Raw genomic sequence first — 14,908 nt, forward strand, 5'->3', positions numbered from 1 at the left:
GGACCAGCCGGGTATCTGCGAGACGCCACACGCCCCGCCCCCGAGTGCGCCCCGGGCCGCGACGGCGGTGGCGGAGCGGAGTTCGTGGGGCCCGGCCCGGGCCGGTGGACGGCCTGTGGCGGAACAGGCTCCGTTGTGAGGGTTCCGAGGCGAAGGGCCCCAGCGCGCCGGGAGGGTTCAGAGGTGGCGCGACCCTCCGCGCCCGGGAGTGTCACAGGGCGGTCCGCAGCCGGAAACGAAGACGCCCGGTCGCTGGCGACGGGGGATGCACCAGCGACCGGGCTTCTAGAACCGTAACAAGAGATCTGCCGTTCGCAAATTCGATCTCGCCTGTAGGGACGCCGATTTACTTATGAGTACGGCGAGTTGTGACGCGGGTCACCGTCTGCGGCGCCCTGTCGTCACTGTCAGCTGAGGGTCACCTGGCGGTTGGTGAGACCGCCACGGGCGCGGCGTTCCTCGGCGGTGAGCGGGGCGTCGGACGCGAGCGCCGCCGCCAGTCGCTCGGCGAACTCGACGGCGGGCTTCTCGCACGCCTCGGCCCCCATCGAGCTGGGCAGGTCCCAGACGGGGACCACGAGTCCGTGCGCCCGGAACGACCCGACCAGGCGGGTGTCGTCGCCGAGCGAGGAGGTGCCGGCGGCGTGCAGCCGGGCGAGCGCGTCGAGGAGCTTCTCCTCGGGGTGCGGCATGACCCAGCGCAGGTGGTTCTTCTCCGGGGTCTCGCACCAGTACGCGGCGTCGACGCCGGACAGCAGCGTCGTCGGGATCGCGGCGGCGTTCGCGCGCTCCAGCGAGGCGGACACCTCCGGCGTGGCGTTCTCCGCGTCCGGAACCCAGAACTCGAACCCGGAGTGCACGTTCGGTTCGAACACGGCGTCCGGGGCGAGGAGGTCCTGGAGGCGCGGGCCCTCGGCCGGCACGCGGCGTGCGGTGACCGGGGAGCCGGGCTCGGCCTCCAGGGCGCGCTGGAGGGTGTCCGCGAGGTCGCGGCTGAGGTCGCCGGAGGAGGTGTCGTTCTGCAGGGCGAGCAGGACGGAACCGTCGTCCCGGCGCAGGGCCGGCCAGGCCATCGGCAGGACCGTCGCCAGCGTCACCGACGGAACTCCCTCGGGCAGCCCGTCCTTGAGGGTCAGTTCGACCGTGGCGGCGGGCACCAGCTCGCGCAACGCGACCCAGTCGCACTCGCCCGCGAGTCCCTCGAAGGGGCGGTGCACGAGCTCGGTCACGGCCTGGGCGGCGGCGCGTCCGTGACACGCCTTGTAACGGCGGCCCGATCCGCACGGGCAGGGCTCACGGGCCCCGACGACCGGGATCTCACCGTCCTTGAGCTGCTGCTTCCCGGCCTTGGACTGAGGGCGCTTCTTGGCCATGGTGGGCATTCTCCCGATTGCGACAGTGCGGACTCGGCGCGAGCCTAGCCGCCCAGGGAGCCCCGCTCGTCCGCCGTACTGGCTCGGTCCACGTCATCCGCGCGCCAGGGCCATGTCGTTCGTGCGCTCGTCCCTGCACTCGTCCGTGCGCTCGTCCGCGCGCTCAGCCCACGTCGTCGAAGGCCTCGGAGAGGTCCAGCCCCTCGAACCCGGTGAGCCCGCCGATGCCGGCGGCGTCGATGCCATGGGCTTCCGAGCCGTTGGCGCCGGTTCCGTTCGGGGTGGAGCCGTGGCCGCCGATTCCGGGCGGTTTCTTCGAGGAGACCAGGGCCCAGACAGTGACTTCGCCGGACGATCCGTCCCGTACGCCCCATTCCTGGGCCAGGGCGCTGATGATGTTGAGACCCCGGCCGCCGCGTGCCGTCACCGAAGGGGTGGCCGGAAGCGGGCGGGTCGGGCCACCACCGTCCGTGACCTCCACGGTGAGCGCGCCGGCCGTGTCCACCCGCCAGGCGGCGCGGATGTCCCCGTCGCCGACGTCGGTGTGCCGTCCCAGGGGCCTGCCGTGCCGGCAGGCGTTGCTGAGGAGTTCGGAAAGGATCAGAACTGCGTCGTCGACGACCGCGTCCGACACCCCGTTGCCGCGCAACTGTTCACGCATCCGGTGTCGTGCCTGCCCCACGCCGGCAGGGCCATGAGGAATGGCCATGCTCGACGACGCGGGCACTTCTTGTGCCACCACCAACGCCACCCCCGAGACCTCCTTTGCCCCACGCCACGGGTTGGATGCCCCACTGAGCTGCACCGGAAACCGGCCAATGCACTCCCGGTGACGCACTCGTAACGATCGAACGCGCAGCGAGTGCGCCGGTGCACACCCCGTAAGGGCCGAGGTCGGGGCCCTGGCGGGTCCTCATCCGTACTAAATGCGGCCCAGTTGGGACAGAACCTGCCTGGGGCGGTTGGTGATGATCGCCTCGACGCCGAGTTCGGCGCACAGGTCGACGTCGGCCGGTTCGTTCACGGTCCACACGTGCACCCGGTGCCCCGCACGGTGCAGCCGTTCGATGTATCCGGGGTGGCTGCGCACGATCCGCATGCCCGGCCCCGCGATCCGGGCCCCGGCGGGCAGCCGCCCGTCGCGCATCCGGGGTGAGACGAACTGCATCAGGTAGACCGTCGGCAGCGTGGGCGCCGCAGCCTGGACACGGTGGAGGGAGCGGGCGGAGAAGCTCATGACGCGGATGGGCGAGGGCCCGTCCGCGGGCGGGTCGGCCAGTCCGAAGCGCTTCAGGAGATGCAGCAGCCGCTCCTCGACCTGCCCGGCCCAGCGGGTGGGGTGCTTCGTCTCGATGGCCAGCTGCAGCGGCCGCCCGGTGGCCCGGACCTCGGTGAAGAGCTCCAGGAGCCGTTCCAGGGTGAGTACGGAGGTGAGCTCGCCCGGCACCGGATCCCAGTCGGGCGACTCCTCGCGATCCTTCCAGGAGCCGAAGTCGAGGGCGGCGAGGTCGGCGAGCTCTAGCGCCGACACGGCGCCGCGCCCGTTGGACGTACGGTTCACCCGCCGGTCGTGGACGCAGACGAGGTGGCCGTCCGCGGTGAGCCGGACATCGCATTCCAAGGCGTCGGCACCGTCCTCGATCGCCTTGCGGTACGCGGCGAGGGTGTGCTCGGGGGCGTCGTCGGACGCCCCGCGGTGGGCGATGACCTGGATGGAGGTGTGCGCGCTGTGCTGCCGTGCGTGGGTCACCCGCGCCATGGTGTCACCGCCGCGGGGAAGGCTGAGCACATGTCACCCTGGAGGTCTGTTTTGTCGGATGTAAAGATTGGTGTGCGGATGCACAGGTCCTGCTTACAGTGGCCCGACGTGCCGTGGGAAAAGCTGACCGCAGACACGTGCACAGCGGATTTCTTGCCGAACGCCGACTGGATGCCGAGTGGAACCGAGGAGTAAAGAGCTGTGAGCACCGAGAACGAGGGCAACGAGGGCAACGCGGTACCGGCCGTGCCGTCCGTTCCGTCCGCACCTCCCGGGCCGGCCGCCACTCCCGAACCGGCGACCGACGGAGCCACGCCGCCGCCGGCCCAGGACCCGGCCCAGGACCCGGCGCAGGACATCGCGCACAAGACGGCGCAGGACACCGCGCGCCTCCCCGTGCACGACACCGGAGCAGCGGAGGCGGCCCCCTACGCACCCGGCCCGCAGACCCCGGCACCGGGGGCACCGGCGCACGCCGAGGCGCCGCGCCACGACCCCACGCACCAGGGCGCCCCGGGCGCTCCGGCCACGCCCGCGTACGCCCAGGGCTCCCACCCGACGCCGTCCCAGCCGCCGCAGCCGCCGCAGCACTCCCCGTACGGAGCGACGCCCGGATACGGAGCGGAGCCCGGGCTCCCCCCGGGCGCCGCGTCCTGGCCGCCGCCTCCGCCCGCCGTCCCGTCGTACGCCGACGGGGGCGCCGGTCACGCGTCCGGCGGTATCGGCAACGGGAACGGCCACGGCCCGGTCTGGGGCGCTCCGGTCCCGTCCGGCTCCGAATCCCCGGGCAGGAAGAGCGGCAAGGGCCGCGGGAGCGGTCTGGTGGCGGCCGTGGCCGTCGCGGCCCTCGTCGCGGGCGGCGTCGGCGGAGCCCTCGGCTTCTGGGCGGCCGACCGGAACGACGGCAACGGTGGGGGCTCGACCACCATCTCGGCGTCGGACACCCCGAGGGACCTGAAGCGCCCGGCGGGCACGGTGGCCGGGGTCGCGGCGAAGGCGCTTCCCAGCGTGGTCACCATCGACGCGCAGGGCGGCGAGGGCGAGGGCGGCACGGGCACGGGCTTCGTGTACGACAAGGAAGGCCACATCCTCACCAACAACCACGTGGTGGCGTCCGCCGCCGAGTCGGGCGAACTGTCGGCGACCTTCTCCGACGGCAAGAAGTACGCCGCCGAGGTGGTCGGCCGGGCCCAGGGCTACGACGTGGCCGTACTGAAGCTCAAGAACCCGCCCGCGGGCCTCGCCCCGCTGCCGCTGGGCAACTCGGAAGGTGTCGCGGTCGGCGACTCGACGATCGCGATCGGCGCGCCCTTCGGCCTCTCCAACACGGTCACCACGGGCATCATCAGCGCGAAGAACCGCCCGGTGGCGTCCGGGGACGGCTCCAGCAACAAGAACTCGTACATGAGCGCCCTGCAGACCGACGCCTCGATCAACCCGGGCAACTCCGGCGGCCCGCTGCTGGACGCGACGGGCGCGGTCATCGGCATCAACTCCGCGATCCAGTCGACCGGCGGCGGCCTCGGCCAGTCCCAGGCCGGCTCCATCGGTCTCGGCTTCGCGATCCCGATCAACCAGGCCAAGAACGTCGCCGAGCAGCTGATCAAGACCGGCAAGCCGGTCTATCCGGTGATCGGCGCGACAGTCACGATGGAGGAGAAGACGGGCGGCGCGGCCATCTCCGCCGAGGGCGCGGGCGGCACCCCCGCGGTCACCCCGAACGGCCCGGCGGCCAAGGCGGGTCTCAAGGCGGGCGACGTGATCACGAAGTTCAACGACACCGTGATCGACAGCGGCCCGACCCTGATCGGTGAGATCTGGACCCGCAAGCCGGGCGAGAAGGTGACCCTGACGTACGAGCGCGACGGCAAGACGGCCACGGCCGAAGTCACCCTGGGCCAGCGCGAGGGCGACAGCTGACCGGCTAGGCTGTCCCACGCGTTGAACCGGCCCCACGCGGGCCTGACGGCCCATCGGCTTGCCCAGCGACCGGACCGCCGACGCGAGGTGGGTTGCCCGAGCGGCCTAAGGGAACGGTCTTGAAAACCGTCGTGGCAGCGATGTCACCGTGGGTTCAAATCCCACACCCACCGCAGGCGAGAGGCCCCCGACCAGTACGTATGGTCGGGGGCCTCTGCCATGCCGGCCCACCGCCGGGCACCGTTGTTCCCCCTGGTTTCCTGCTCTGTCAGCTTTACTGAAAGTGATCGCTGGCAACGGACGGGCCGGCTTCGCTCTCCTGCGGAAGAGGGCTCTTCTGGCCAGCTGACCACAGCCACCCCATAGGGTGACGGGGACGAGAGAAGAGCACGATGGATCCCCGTGTACCCCGCCTGCGTCGCAAGCTGGCCGCGATCCCTTTTCAACCCCTGCGCAGTCACTCCTTCGGGGAAGAACAACACAAGTTCTGCCTCGGTCCGAAGGTGGCGGAAGCACGCGTCGTTGCGTTCGAGGCCGAGCACGACATCGTCCTGCCCGACGCCTATCGGCAGTTCCTCACGCACGTCGGCGGCTCTGGCGCGGCACCGTTCTACGGCCTCATGCCGCTGGAGCAGTGTTCCCTGCTGGTCATGAAACCGCGCGGAGAACCGGGGACACCCCGCGGCTTCGACGGCGCAGACCCCAGGGCCCACGGACGTGATCTCTTCCTCCACATTATCGAGATGGGCTGCACCGACGTATGCGTCATCGCGGCGACCGGTCCCCTCACCGGCCGCGTCCTCATCGGTAACAGCGACGGCTTTTGGGGCCCCAACGTCTCCTCCGCCACCGACTTCCTCGACTGGTACGAGCGCTGGCTCAACCACATGAGCGCCGGCCGTGACAACCGGGCCCTGGAACTCACCTCACCGCGGCTTCGTGCCCATCCGAACCGCCATCGCATGGCTCCGGAGATCTGACTCTCCGTAGCAACTACACGGAGTGTGAGCCAGAACCCGAGAACCGACAGCACCTGTCCACGCGATCGGGCGGCACTCGAAGCGCCGCAGAGCTTGAACAATCCACGGCTTCGGGCAGCGCGGGTTCCGGCCGAGGCGGACCGCCGTACGCGTTCCTGTGCGGGCTCCGTGGCCGGATGCCGCGGAGCCGGAACGCTGTGTGGAGTTACGCGATGCGCGGCGCTCGCCAAGCCTTCGGTGGTCAGATGCGTGGACCGAGGAACAGGCCGCCGCTCGCGTCGAGGATCTGCCCAGTGACCCAGCGGGCGGCATCGGAGGCGAGGAAGACGACCACATCGGCTACGTCGTCGGGCGCGCCCAGCCTGCTGAGCGCCGTCATGCCGGAGATCTGTTCGGTGAGGCCCGGCACGTCGAAGACAGCTCCGTTGCTCGCTGTCCTGGTGGCCCCAGGAGCGACCGCGTTCACCGTGATCCCCCGAGGACCGAGTTGGGCGGCGAGGGTTTTGGTCATCGTCTCGATCGCGCCCTTCGTCATGGCGAAGGATGTCTGGGACGAGTTGGCCATCCGGGTTGCCACCGACGAGATCGAGATGATCCGGGCACCCTCGCGCAACAGAGGCAGTGCACGCTCGATGATGAAGTACGGCGCCCGCACGTTCACCGCGAACAAGTGGTCGAACTCCGCCCGCGTCGTGACGCCGAGCGCGCCGGCTGGTGCGGCCGCCGCGTTGTTGACGACGATGTCGAGCGGCCGTCCGCCCAAGCCGGCCTCCACGCCGGCGAAGAGTGTCTCGACGTCGCCGTCGACGCCCAGTTCGGCTCGGACGGCAAAGCCGGTCCCGCCGGCGTGGTCCATCGCCTCGAGCGTTGCCGCGGCCCCGCCCTCGTCCGTGCCGAAGTGCACGATGACCGTGGCTCCTTCGGCCGCCAGCCGAGTCGCGACTGCCTGTCCGATGCCGCGCGACGCGCCCGTCACCAGAGCCGTTCTGCCCATCAGATCGCCCATGCCTTCACCCATCTGAGTGGTAGTTACTAACATGATGGTAGTGTCTAGCACATGAGTGAGCGACAACCAAGCCTGCGGGAACGACGGCGTTCCGAGACGCGTCACCTGGTCCAGGCGCACGCGGTGCGACTGTTCACCGACCACGGCTACGACGCCGTAACGGTGGCCGACGTCGCCGAGGCCGCCGGCGTCTCCGCAATGACCCTGTATCGGCACTTCCCTACCAAGGAGGACCTCGTCCTCATCGATCAGCCCGCCCAGCTCATCGCCGAGCACGTTGCAGCGTCGTCCGCAGCGCAACCCCTGGTGCGCCGCGTCGGCAGCGCGCTCATCGACGCGGCCACGAACTGGACCGGCGGCAACGGAGACGAACAGGCGAACGAACGGTTCCTGCTGGACTGCCTCCGGCTCATGGTCTCGACGCCTGCGCTACGGGCCCGGCACCTGGACAGCCAGTACGCACTGCAACAGGCCATCGTCGATGCCCTCGGGGATGACGCGGCCGGTCCCGACGCCGCGTTCCGCGCCCAGGCGGCGACCAGCGCCTGCATCGCCGCGATGCACACGGCGCTGACGCGCTGGGTCGAAGACGACGGACGCACCAAACTGCCCGACTTGATCGCACGGGCACTCACCGCGTCCTTCGGTGATGACGCCGTCGCCACCCGCCGGAAGGACTGAAGCGCCACGGACCAGGGGCTGTCATCCCGCTTGACCATCGAACACAGCGCGGTGTCGGTGCCTCCCGAAGCGAAGGGCTGAACAATCGCTTCCGACACTCGTGAACAAAGCCAATGTGGGGGTGGGCGGACCTCGGACGCGAGCGTCACTACCCGGCCCTACGCCCGGCCGGTCGTCGGTCGAGACGATCAGGTTGCTGAAGCGGCTGACACGTGGCTCCGAGGGCAGGAAGAGGATGGGCCGAACAAGGTGCACAAGCCACTGTGAGGCCGCCCTGTACCTCCTGTCGCCCCTGGCCGAGAACATGACCAGGGGCGACGAGCTGTACGGCATCCGGATGTCGCTCTACTGCTCGGTGGCGCGGTTCTCGCTGCCAATCTCGTAAATCCGCCCCTGAAGCTGTTCACCAGCCCAGTCCAGCTCGACGCCCAGGTCGAACCAGTGCCGGTCCTTGCGAACTCCGGGTGGTGAGAGGTTGACCGCCGCCCAGGAGAACACTCCCAGCAGGACGGAACGGCCGTGCCGCGTCGTACGCACGGACAACGCGAACGGCGCGGCGAGTGCCGCGCGGGTGACCAACATGACCTCGTCGTTCTTGGAAGACTGACGCCCGGCCGTCAGGAACCGGGGCGTTTCAAGGATCTTGACCCACTCGACCACTGCGTCAGCCACCTGGGCCCGCAAGGACTCTTCGATGCCCTCCCGGACGGCGGCCGCGGGGTTGTCGCCCAGCCAGCCAAGCCAGTGATCAGGCTCCGTGAGCTTGCTGAAGTCGTCTTGCGGCGCCCCGTGGCGGGGATTCTCCTGGTACTCACCTGTCAGTTTCCCGCTGCTGTCCACCAGCCAAGCGCCGCGGATCGCCTCTGGAGGCACGTAGCCGTTCGGGTCGTCGATATACGCCGGGTCGATCTCGGCGACGCTGCCACCGGGGTTCTCAGCAGCCTCAGCCAGTAGCGCTGGTTCCTTCGGTATGCCCTTACGTTGGTCGCGCCAGCCGAAACGCACCACGTCCACCCCTGTCATCGCCCGCCCAGTTGTCCGCGATTCTGCCTCACCGGCCAGGACAGGCCGAGGGGCATGTGTGACAGTGACCGGGGGGTGAAGCCTCCCAGGGGCGTGTAGGGGTACGGCAAGTGCGGCGGAGTCTGCGGCGGCACGGTTTCCTGCCCGTGACCAGACGGTCGGGGGCCTTACGTGTGCACGTCGTCCGTCGGGGCGTCGAAGGGGGTGCTTCCCCGGGGCAGTTCGCCGTAGCGTGGCCGGATGTTCGATTCTTTGGAGATCGGTGTGCTGCCGCGAGGGAGCCGGTTCCCGCCCAGTCTGCGGATCCTGGTCAATGGCGAGGACGTGGTGGCGGGTGCGGTGGGTGACGGAGGCCGGGGGCCGCTCGTCGCCGATGCGCTGCCGGCCGGCGGCCCCGGTCTGCTGTGGGCGACCGGCGAGGCTCGGCGGGTGGAGCTGGGGGAGCCGGAGTGTTCGGGAGGGTGCTGCGGGTATCTGACCGTGGTCGTTCAACGCCTCGGGGGCATCGTGCAGTGGTCCGACTGGGAGGTCCCGTACAAGGAGGACGCCCCGCTGGAGTTCCACTTCGACGCGGAGCAGTACGACGCGGAGCTGCGCCGTATGGAAGGTGAGGTCGGGGCGGCCCGGTGACGCGCAGAGGCGGAGCGGCCGGGCGGCGGACCGGGTCACTCCGCCGGGATCGGTCCGAGCGATGTCACTCCGTCCGGGGCTGGTCCGAGCGGTGTCACTCCGCCGGGATCGGCCCGGGTGGTGTCACTCCGTCCGGGGCCGGTCCGAGCGCGCCGAGGACGGCGGGTGCGTCCTTTTTCCGTGTGACGACGAGGACCGGTACGCCGTTGTCCTCGCACTCCACGACCACCGCCCGGCCGTCGTAGTCGGGGCGGCCCGTGGGGTCCGTCAGGTAGGGCGGGCGGACGCGGATCGGCGTCAGGGTGCGCGGGGCGGCCTTGCGGTGGAAGGCGCCCGTGGGGTCGGGAGTCGTGGCCAGGACGCCGGGGCCCGCGATCAAGTAGCCCGCGTGGCCCGCGTACGGGACCTCGCCCATGATCAGGCCGGGGAAGCACGCCTCCTCGGTCAGTACGGACGGCTTCAGGGCGATCGTGTCGTCGCCGCGATGGCGCCGGTGCAGGAACGGGGCGGCCAGGGCGCAGAGCGCCAGGACCACCATGCAGGCCACGCCGGTCAGTTGCAGAGCGTCACCGATGTTGTCGCTGTTCCAGGCAGCCATCGCGCCGAACAGGGTCAGGAACGTGCCGCCGGTGACCGTCAGGCCGACCTGCCAGGGGAACGCCCGGGGTGAGCGCCTGCTGCTCCAGGCTGTCGCGGCCGCGGCCGTCAGGAACGTCGCCCCGCAGATGCCGAGGAGCAGACCGATGGCGAGGGGCAGCCGGTAGGACCCGCGCGGGTCCGCGTTCGTGTAGTGGCGGTCCGTGCCGAACTCGACGTACCGGATCTGGCCCTGCCAGTACGTGACTTCGATGCTCGCTCCCGGACGGGCGGCCGGAAGCCGTTCCAGGTTGCTCTCGATCCGGGTGCGGGTGGACGTTCCGTCGGCCTCGGTGAGGTACAGCCAGGTCGACGGGGTCTTGCCCATCTCCTCCTCCTCGGTGCGGTCGAGCACCGCGGTGACCGTCCGCAGGCAGTCGGAACCGCCCCCACCGGGGGCCGCGCACGCGGGCGCGGTGGTGAAGGCACGCTCGTCGTCGCGGGCGTCCGGCGTGGTGAGGAGCAGCAGCCAGGCCCCCACCAGGGCGAACAGGATGCCCGCTGCCAGTTGGGCGAGTAAGGGCCCACGGGGGGCGGGTGCTGCCTCATGGTTTGGTGTCGGGGTCACCTTCGCATTCTGTGGCGGTGGGAGCGGAAGCGATATGCGTGATGTCCGCATGTTCTGAGGCTGCTTCCTGCCGGTATGCGGCAGTGGGCGGGAGTCGCTGGCCCCGGCGGCGGGGAGCCGCCGGCCCCTCCCTCGGCGAGAACCCCGTCAGGCCGCGCTGTCGTGCTCATCGCCCCGCCCTGCGGTCAGCCGTGCCGCCGAGGCGATCGCGGCGCGGGCCTCGTGTTCCGGTAGTCCGGTGCGGACGGCGGCGGCGGTGAGCCCGTCGGCCAGGGCGTCGCCGAAGCCGTGCTCGTAGGCGCGGCAGGCCGCCCAGAACAGGCGGGTGTTGCGCTGGCCCTCGTGGGCGGCCAGCACGAACTGGATCAGGCCCTCTCCGCGACGGGCCGCGGTCGCCTGGGCGCCGGGGCCCGTGCCGGAGGCCGAGCTCGTACCCGTACCCGTGCGCGGGGCGCGGCCGGGCGGTGGGGTCAGGAGGCGGAGCAGGGCGCGGGGGCAGGGGGCCGGGGTGAGGTGGGCGGTGCCGGGGGCCAGGCGGTAGCGGCCGTGGGCGGTGACCGAGCCGGGGCCGACCAGGTAGCCGCCGCTGCCGCGGATGTCGATGCCCGGGGCGAGGCGGCCGGCGGAGTTGGGGACCGTGGCGTCGGCGGGGCCGGTCAGCCAGAGGTGGCGGCCGCCGCTCGGGGTGAGCACCGTGACCGTCGGCGGGATGGTGAACAGGTGCTGGAGGGCAAGCTGCCGCAGCGCGCCCGCCGCGTCGCTGCCGTACGCGGGGTCGACGTCCAGATCGATGCCGATGAGGCGGTGCGGGGCCCGTCCGCAGGCGATTCCGTAGCCGGTGGCCCGGGGCGCGGCGGCGAAGAGGGCGCGGACGGCCGCCGGGTCGGTCGTGGCGTCGTGCACCCCGTGTCCCGGCAGCCCGCACTCTCCCCGGCAGTGCGTCGGCGGCTGCTTCCCCCGGTGTGGCGAGCGCAGCGCGGGGAGCTTGGTGGCGGAGAGCGGGAAGACGGGGAGACCGCGCCCGGCGGCGGCGAGGGCGTGGGCGAGGGCCAGGGTGGGGGTCTGCCGGTCGATGGTGGCCATGGAAACAGTTTCGTATATGTGTTCGAATAAAGAAAGAGGGGGCGGTGTGGAGCGGGGCGAAGGTGTTCGGGAGGGGCGGGTGGCGGAACGCTTCTTCCCGGGCGTGCCAACGGGTCGCCGAGGTTGCCTCGCTGACCTGGACTTTCGCGCGGCTTGGGAGGTTTATCCGCTCTTCGTCATACGTGAGGGGGAACCCGGGGGTGGGGTGGGGTTCGCCGAGGTCGCGCTGGGCAACTCTGGTCTCGCGACGTTGTGAACAGCACCGGGGTGGTCGGCCAACTTTCCCGGGACCAGCCGAATATGAAGCCGCAATTCCGTTTCCTGGAGGAAATGACATGGCAAGTATCCGTACCGCTCGTGCCCTCGCCGCTGTCGCTGCTCTGCCCCTGACGGTCGCGCTCTGTGGCGGAGTCGCCATGGCGGACAACGGCTCCTTCGCGAACGACGGATCGAACGCGGCTGTGGCGACGGTCGGCGGCAGCGGTGTCGGCGGCATCAATACCGGCAACTCGTCCACCACCCAGCAGCAGGCGGTCGGGACCGGTGCGTCGAACCAGAACACGTCCGCCCAGGTGAACGACTCGGCCTTCGTGCCGATCGACCAGTCCGACCACAGTGTCGCGGTGAACTTCACGCCCTTCTTCTGGTGATCCTCCTCGGATGACGCGGATGACGCGGATGACGCAGGTGACGCAGGTGACGCAGGCGGCGCTGGCGACACGGTGACACGGTCGTCGGGACCTCCCGGGGGGTGGGTTCCGGCAGACCGAACGGCAGCCCGCGCGAAGGCACCCAGGTGTCCTCGCGCGGGCTGCCGCCGTCTTGACAGGGGGCCGTACCTGACGGACAGTCAGAAAGGTCGGAACGCGGACGCCGGTCGCCGGGTACGCCGGTGGCCGGACGGGAGCGCTCCGGCTTTTCCGTATCCGCAGCTCTGGAGGCTCCTCCGTGCATCTCGCTCCGACGGAACGCCAGCAGCGGCTCCGTGCCGAACTCCGCTCCTACTTCCGCGCGCTGATGCCTGATACGGCGGGCGGGGGGACGGGGGAAGGCAACACGAAGGGGGAGAGCGGGGGCGGTGTGCCGGACGCGGACGAACGGCGGCGGCTGCTCCGCCGGATCGGCGCCGACGGCCTGCTCGGTCTCGGCTGGCCCGAGGAGTACGGCGGCCGGGGCCGGGGCCCCGACGAGCAGTTCGTCTTCTTCGACGAGGCGTACCGGGCCGGCGCCCCGGTCTCCATGGTCACGCTCAACACCGTCGGCCCGACCCTGATGGCGTACGGGACCGAGGAGCAGAAGGCGTACTTCCGGCCCCGCATTCTCGGCGGCGACCTCGTCTTCGCGATCGGTTACAGCGAGCCCGATGCCGGTACGGATCTGGCGGCGCTGCGGACCCGTGCCGTGCGGGACGGTGACGACTGGGTCATCGACGGCCAGAAGATCTTCACCAGCAACGCCCAGCAGGCGGACTGGATCTGGCTCGCCTGCCGTACGGACCCCGGGGCCCCCAAGCACCGCGGCATCTCGATCATCCTGGTGCCCACGGACTGCCCCGGCTTCTCCTGGACGCCGATCCGTACGGTGGGCGGGGTCACCACCACCGCGACCTACTACGACGGCGTACGCGTCCCGGCCACGAACCTCGTCGGCGAGGAGAACGGCGGCTGGAAGCTCATCACCAGCCAGCTCAACCACGAACTGGTCGCCCTGGCCGCGATCGGCATGCAGGCCGAGGACTTCTACGAGGAGGCCCTCGCCCACGCCCGTACCCCCGATCCCGTGACCGGGCGGCGCCGGATCGACGAGCCGTGGGTGCGCGCCCGGCTCGCGGAGGCGTACGCCCGGCTCACGGCGACGCGCCTGCTGAACTGGCGGCTGGTCGACGCCGTCGGCGCCGGAGCCCCCGCCCCCGGAGAGGCCAGCGGGGTGAAGTTCGCGGGCACCGAGAGCGCGGTCGAGGTCTACCGGATGTGCCAGGAGGCCGTCGGGGACGTAGCCCTGCTGCGGGGCGGTTCTCCCGGCTGCTTCGGGCCCGGCGGTGAGCTGGAGCGGATGAACCGCGCGGCGCAGATCAACACCTTCGGCGGCGGTGTCGGCGAGGTCCAGCGCGAGATCGTCGCCACGGCCCGGCTCGGGATGACCCGGAGCAAGCGATGAGCGAGCGGAAGGGCGACCGCGGCCACCAGCCTGACGGCCGGGAGCACGCTGGCCGGGAGCCCGTCGGCCGGGAGCCTGACGGCCGGGAGCCTGTCGGCCGGGAGCCTGTCGGCCGGGAGCCTGACGACAAGGAGCCCGACGGCCAGGTGTGTCAGGCGCCTGGCGACCGGGACCAGCTGTACGAGCGGCTCGCCGCCTACGAGGGCCGCGCCGCCGCCACCGGGGGCAGGGGCAAGGACCCGGTCAATGAGCCCATGATCCGGCACTGGTGCGAGGCGATGGGCGACACCTCGGCCGCCTACCGGGGCCCGGACGCGGTCGCCCCGCCCACGATGCTCCAGGCGTGGACGATGGGCGGGCTCTCCGGGCACACGGGCGGAACGGGGCGCTCCGCGGCGTACGACGAGATGTTCGCCCTGCTCGACGGCGGCGGCTACACCTCCGTCGTCGCGACCGACTGCGAGCAGGAGTACGCGCGCCCGCTGCGCCCCGGCGACCGGATCACCTTCGACACGGTCATCGAGTCCGTCTCCCGGCGCAAGACGACCAAGCTCGGCACCGGCTACTTCGTCACCACCCGTACGGACGTCCGCGCCGACGGCGAGCCCGCCGGGACGCACCGCTTCCGCATCCTCAAGTACCGCCCCGCACAGAGGGACAAGCACGTCGGCCCTCCTCCGCGCCCCCGGCCGGTGATCAACCGCGACAACGCCGGCTTCTGGGCCGGAGTCGCCGGCCACCGGCTCCTCATCCAGCGCTGCACCGACTGCGCGACCCTGCGTCTCCCCTGGCTGCCCGGCTGCAACGCCTGCGGCGGCGCGGAGTGGGACACGGTCGAGGCGGGCGGTCGGGGCACGGTCTTCAGCCATGTCGTGATGCATCACCCGCCGTTCCCCGCCTTCAGCCCGTCCGGCGAGGGCGGACCGTACGCCGTCGCGCTCATCGAGCTGGCCGAGGGCGTCCGCATCGTCAGCAACGTGATCGGTGTGCCGTACGACAAGGTCCGCGTCGGCATGCCCGTGCACCTGGAGTTCCTCGTCACGGACCCCGACCTGGAACTGCCCGTCTTCCGGGCGAGCGAAGGCGGTTGAG

At 71.1% G+C, this 14,908-nt stretch carries 14 protein-coding genes and 1 tRNA gene; 8 read left to right on the forward strand and 7 right to left on the reverse strand.

The features are described from left to right. Positions 1-407: 407 nt before the first annotated feature. The 3 genes from ACH4KB_RS17410 to ACH4KB_RS17420 all read right to left on the reverse strand — a co-directional run bounded on the left by ACH4KB_RS17410 (position 408) and on the right by ACH4KB_RS17420 (position 3,132). Positions 408-1,373 (reverse strand): DUF5926 family protein, encoded by a 966-nt coding sequence (locus tag ACH4KB_RS17410; protein ID WP_398066791.1) that lies wholly within the window; start codon positions 1,371-1,373, stop codon positions 408-410. Positions 1,374-1,536: 163 nt separating this feature from the next. Further along, the gene (locus tag ACH4KB_RS17415) at positions 1,537-2,211 is read right to left on the reverse strand and encodes an ATP-binding protein (protein WP_398066792.1); all 675 of its coding nucleotides are present in this window, start codon (positions 2,209-2,211) and stop codon (positions 1,537-1,539) included. 84 nt (positions 2,212-2,295) lie between these two features. Beyond that, complete coding sequence (locus ACH4KB_RS17420) at positions 2,296-3,132, reverse strand: glycerophosphodiester phosphodiesterase (RefSeq protein WP_398066895.1); 837 nt, start codon at positions 3,130-3,132, stop codon at positions 2,296-2,298. 201 nt (positions 3,133-3,333) lie between these two features. Here ACH4KB_RS17420 and ACH4KB_RS17425 point away from each other — a divergent pair, with 201 nt between their 5' ends. From ACH4KB_RS17425 to ACH4KB_RS17435, 3 genes are all read left to right on the forward strand, one after another. Further along, the gene (locus ACH4KB_RS17425) at positions 3,334-5,052 is read left to right on the forward strand and encodes a trypsin-like peptidase domain-containing protein (RefSeq protein WP_398066793.1); all 1,719 of its coding nucleotides are present in this window, start codon (positions 3,334-3,336) and stop codon (positions 5,050-5,052) included. Between the two features lie 86 nt (positions 5,053-5,138). Further along, positions 5,139-5,225: transfer RNA gene (locus ACH4KB_RS17430), tRNA-Ser, on the forward strand. A 219-nt stretch (positions 5,226-5,444) separates the two neighbouring features. Next, positions 5,445-6,032 (forward strand): SMI1/KNR4 family protein, encoded by a 588-nt coding sequence (locus ACH4KB_RS17435; RefSeq protein WP_398066794.1) that lies wholly within the window; start codon positions 5,445-5,447, stop codon positions 6,030-6,032. 241 nt (positions 6,033-6,273) lie between these two features. On the opposite strand, the gene ACH4KB_RS17440 is transcribed toward ACH4KB_RS17435, so the two are convergent. Further along, the gene (locus ACH4KB_RS17440; RefSeq protein WP_398066795.1) at positions 6,274-7,038 is read right to left on the reverse strand and encodes an SDR family NAD(P)-dependent oxidoreductase; all 765 of its coding nucleotides are present in this window, start codon (positions 7,036-7,038) and stop codon (positions 6,274-6,276) included. Positions 7,039-7,089: 51 nt separating this feature from the next. Here ACH4KB_RS17440 and ACH4KB_RS17445 point away from each other — a divergent pair, with 51 nt between their 5' ends. After that, positions 7,090-7,719, forward strand: a complete 630-nt coding sequence (locus ACH4KB_RS17445; RefSeq protein WP_398066796.1) for a TetR/AcrR family transcriptional regulator — start codon at positions 7,090-7,092, stop codon at positions 7,717-7,719. A gap of 345 nt (positions 7,720-8,064) precedes the next feature. Here ACH4KB_RS17445 and ACH4KB_RS17450 read toward each other — a convergent pair whose 3' ends face one another. Continuing rightward, complete coding sequence (locus tag ACH4KB_RS17450) at positions 8,065-8,733, reverse strand: hypothetical protein (protein WP_398066797.1); 669 nt, start codon at positions 8,731-8,733, stop codon at positions 8,065-8,067. Positions 8,734-8,982: 249 nt separating this feature from the next. Between ACH4KB_RS17450 and ACH4KB_RS17455 the strand changes: the two genes are divergently transcribed. Continuing rightward, a complete protein-coding gene (locus ACH4KB_RS17455; RefSeq protein ID WP_398066798.1) occupies positions 8,983-9,372 on the forward strand; it encodes a hypothetical protein in 390 nt (129 codons plus the stop codon). A 94-nt stretch (positions 9,373-9,466) separates the two neighbouring features. Here ACH4KB_RS17455 and ACH4KB_RS17460 read toward each other — a convergent pair whose 3' ends face one another. Both ACH4KB_RS17460 and ACH4KB_RS17465 read right to left on the reverse strand, forming a co-directional pair. Further along, positions 9,467-10,576 carry a hypothetical protein gene (locus tag ACH4KB_RS17460; protein WP_398066799.1) on the reverse strand — a complete coding sequence of 370 codons (1,110 nt, stop codon included), beginning with the start codon at positions 10,574-10,576 and terminating at the stop codon, positions 9,467-9,469. A gap of 147 nt (positions 10,577-10,723) precedes the next feature. Continuing rightward, entirely contained in the window at positions 10,724-11,659 is a 936-nt protein-coding gene (locus ACH4KB_RS17465) for a bifunctional DNA primase/polymerase (protein ID WP_398066800.1), read from the reverse strand. Between the two features lie 335 nt (positions 11,660-11,994). Here ACH4KB_RS17465 and ACH4KB_RS17470 point away from each other — a divergent pair, with 335 nt between their 5' ends. The 3 genes from ACH4KB_RS17470 (at position 11,995) to ACH4KB_RS17480 (ending at position 14,907) form a co-directional block, all read left to right on the forward strand. Next, positions 11,995-12,309: a hypothetical protein gene (locus tag ACH4KB_RS17470; protein ID WP_398066801.1), complete on the forward strand. Its 315-nt coding sequence runs from the start codon at positions 11,995-11,997 to the stop codon at positions 12,307-12,309. A 298-nt stretch (positions 12,310-12,607) separates the two neighbouring features. Further along, entirely contained in the window at positions 12,608-13,816 is a 1,209-nt protein-coding gene (locus tag ACH4KB_RS17475; RefSeq protein WP_398066802.1) for an acyl-CoA dehydrogenase family protein, read from the forward strand. Beyond that, entirely contained in the window at positions 13,813-14,907 is a 1,095-nt protein-coding gene (locus tag ACH4KB_RS17480) for a bifunctional MaoC family dehydratase N-terminal/OB-fold nucleic acid binding domain-containing protein (protein ID WP_398066803.1), read from the forward strand. Before ACH4KB_RS17475 ends, ACH4KB_RS17480 begins: the two co-directional genes overlap by 4 nt. Position 14,908: the final 1 nt, after the last annotated feature.

The organism is Streptomyces sp. NPDC017520 (genome assembly GCF_044329855.1).
Lineage (GTDB): Bacteria > Actinomycetota > Actinomycetes > Streptomycetales > Streptomycetaceae > Streptomyces.

Coding starts and splice junctions, on each gene's coding strand:
- ACH4KB_RS17410 (WP_398066791.1), bottom strand. CDS start 1,373: ATGGCCAAGAAGCGCCCTCAGTCCAAGGCCGGGAAGCAGCAGCTCAAG.
- ACH4KB_RS17420 (WP_398066895.1), bottom strand. CDS start 3,132: ATGGCGCGGGTGACCCACGCACGGCAGCACAGCGCGCACACCTCCATC.
- ACH4KB_RS17435 (WP_398066794.1), top strand. CDS start 5,445: ATGGATCCCCGTGTACCCCGCCTGCGTCGCAAGCTGGCCGCGATCCCT.
- ACH4KB_RS17440 (WP_398066795.1), bottom strand. CDS start 7,038: ATGGGCGATCTGATGGGCAGAACGGCTCTGGTGACGGGCGCGTCGCGC.
- ACH4KB_RS17445 (WP_398066796.1), top strand. CDS start 7,090: ATGAGTGAGCGACAACCAAGCCTGCGGGAACGACGGCGTTCCGAGACG.
- ACH4KB_RS17455 (WP_398066798.1), top strand. CDS start 8,983: ATGTTCGATTCTTTGGAGATCGGTGTGCTGCCGCGAGGGAGCCGGTTC.
- ACH4KB_RS17465 (WP_398066800.1), bottom strand. CDS start 11,659: ATGGCCACCATCGACCGGCAGACCCCCACCCTGGCCCTCGCCCACGCC.
- ACH4KB_RS17470 (WP_398066801.1), top strand. CDS start 11,995: ATGGCAAGTATCCGTACCGCTCGTGCCCTCGCCGCTGTCGCTGCTCTG.
- ACH4KB_RS17480 (WP_398066803.1), top strand. CDS start 13,813: ATGAGCGAGCGGAAGGGCGACCGCGGCCACCAGCCTGACGGCCGGGAG.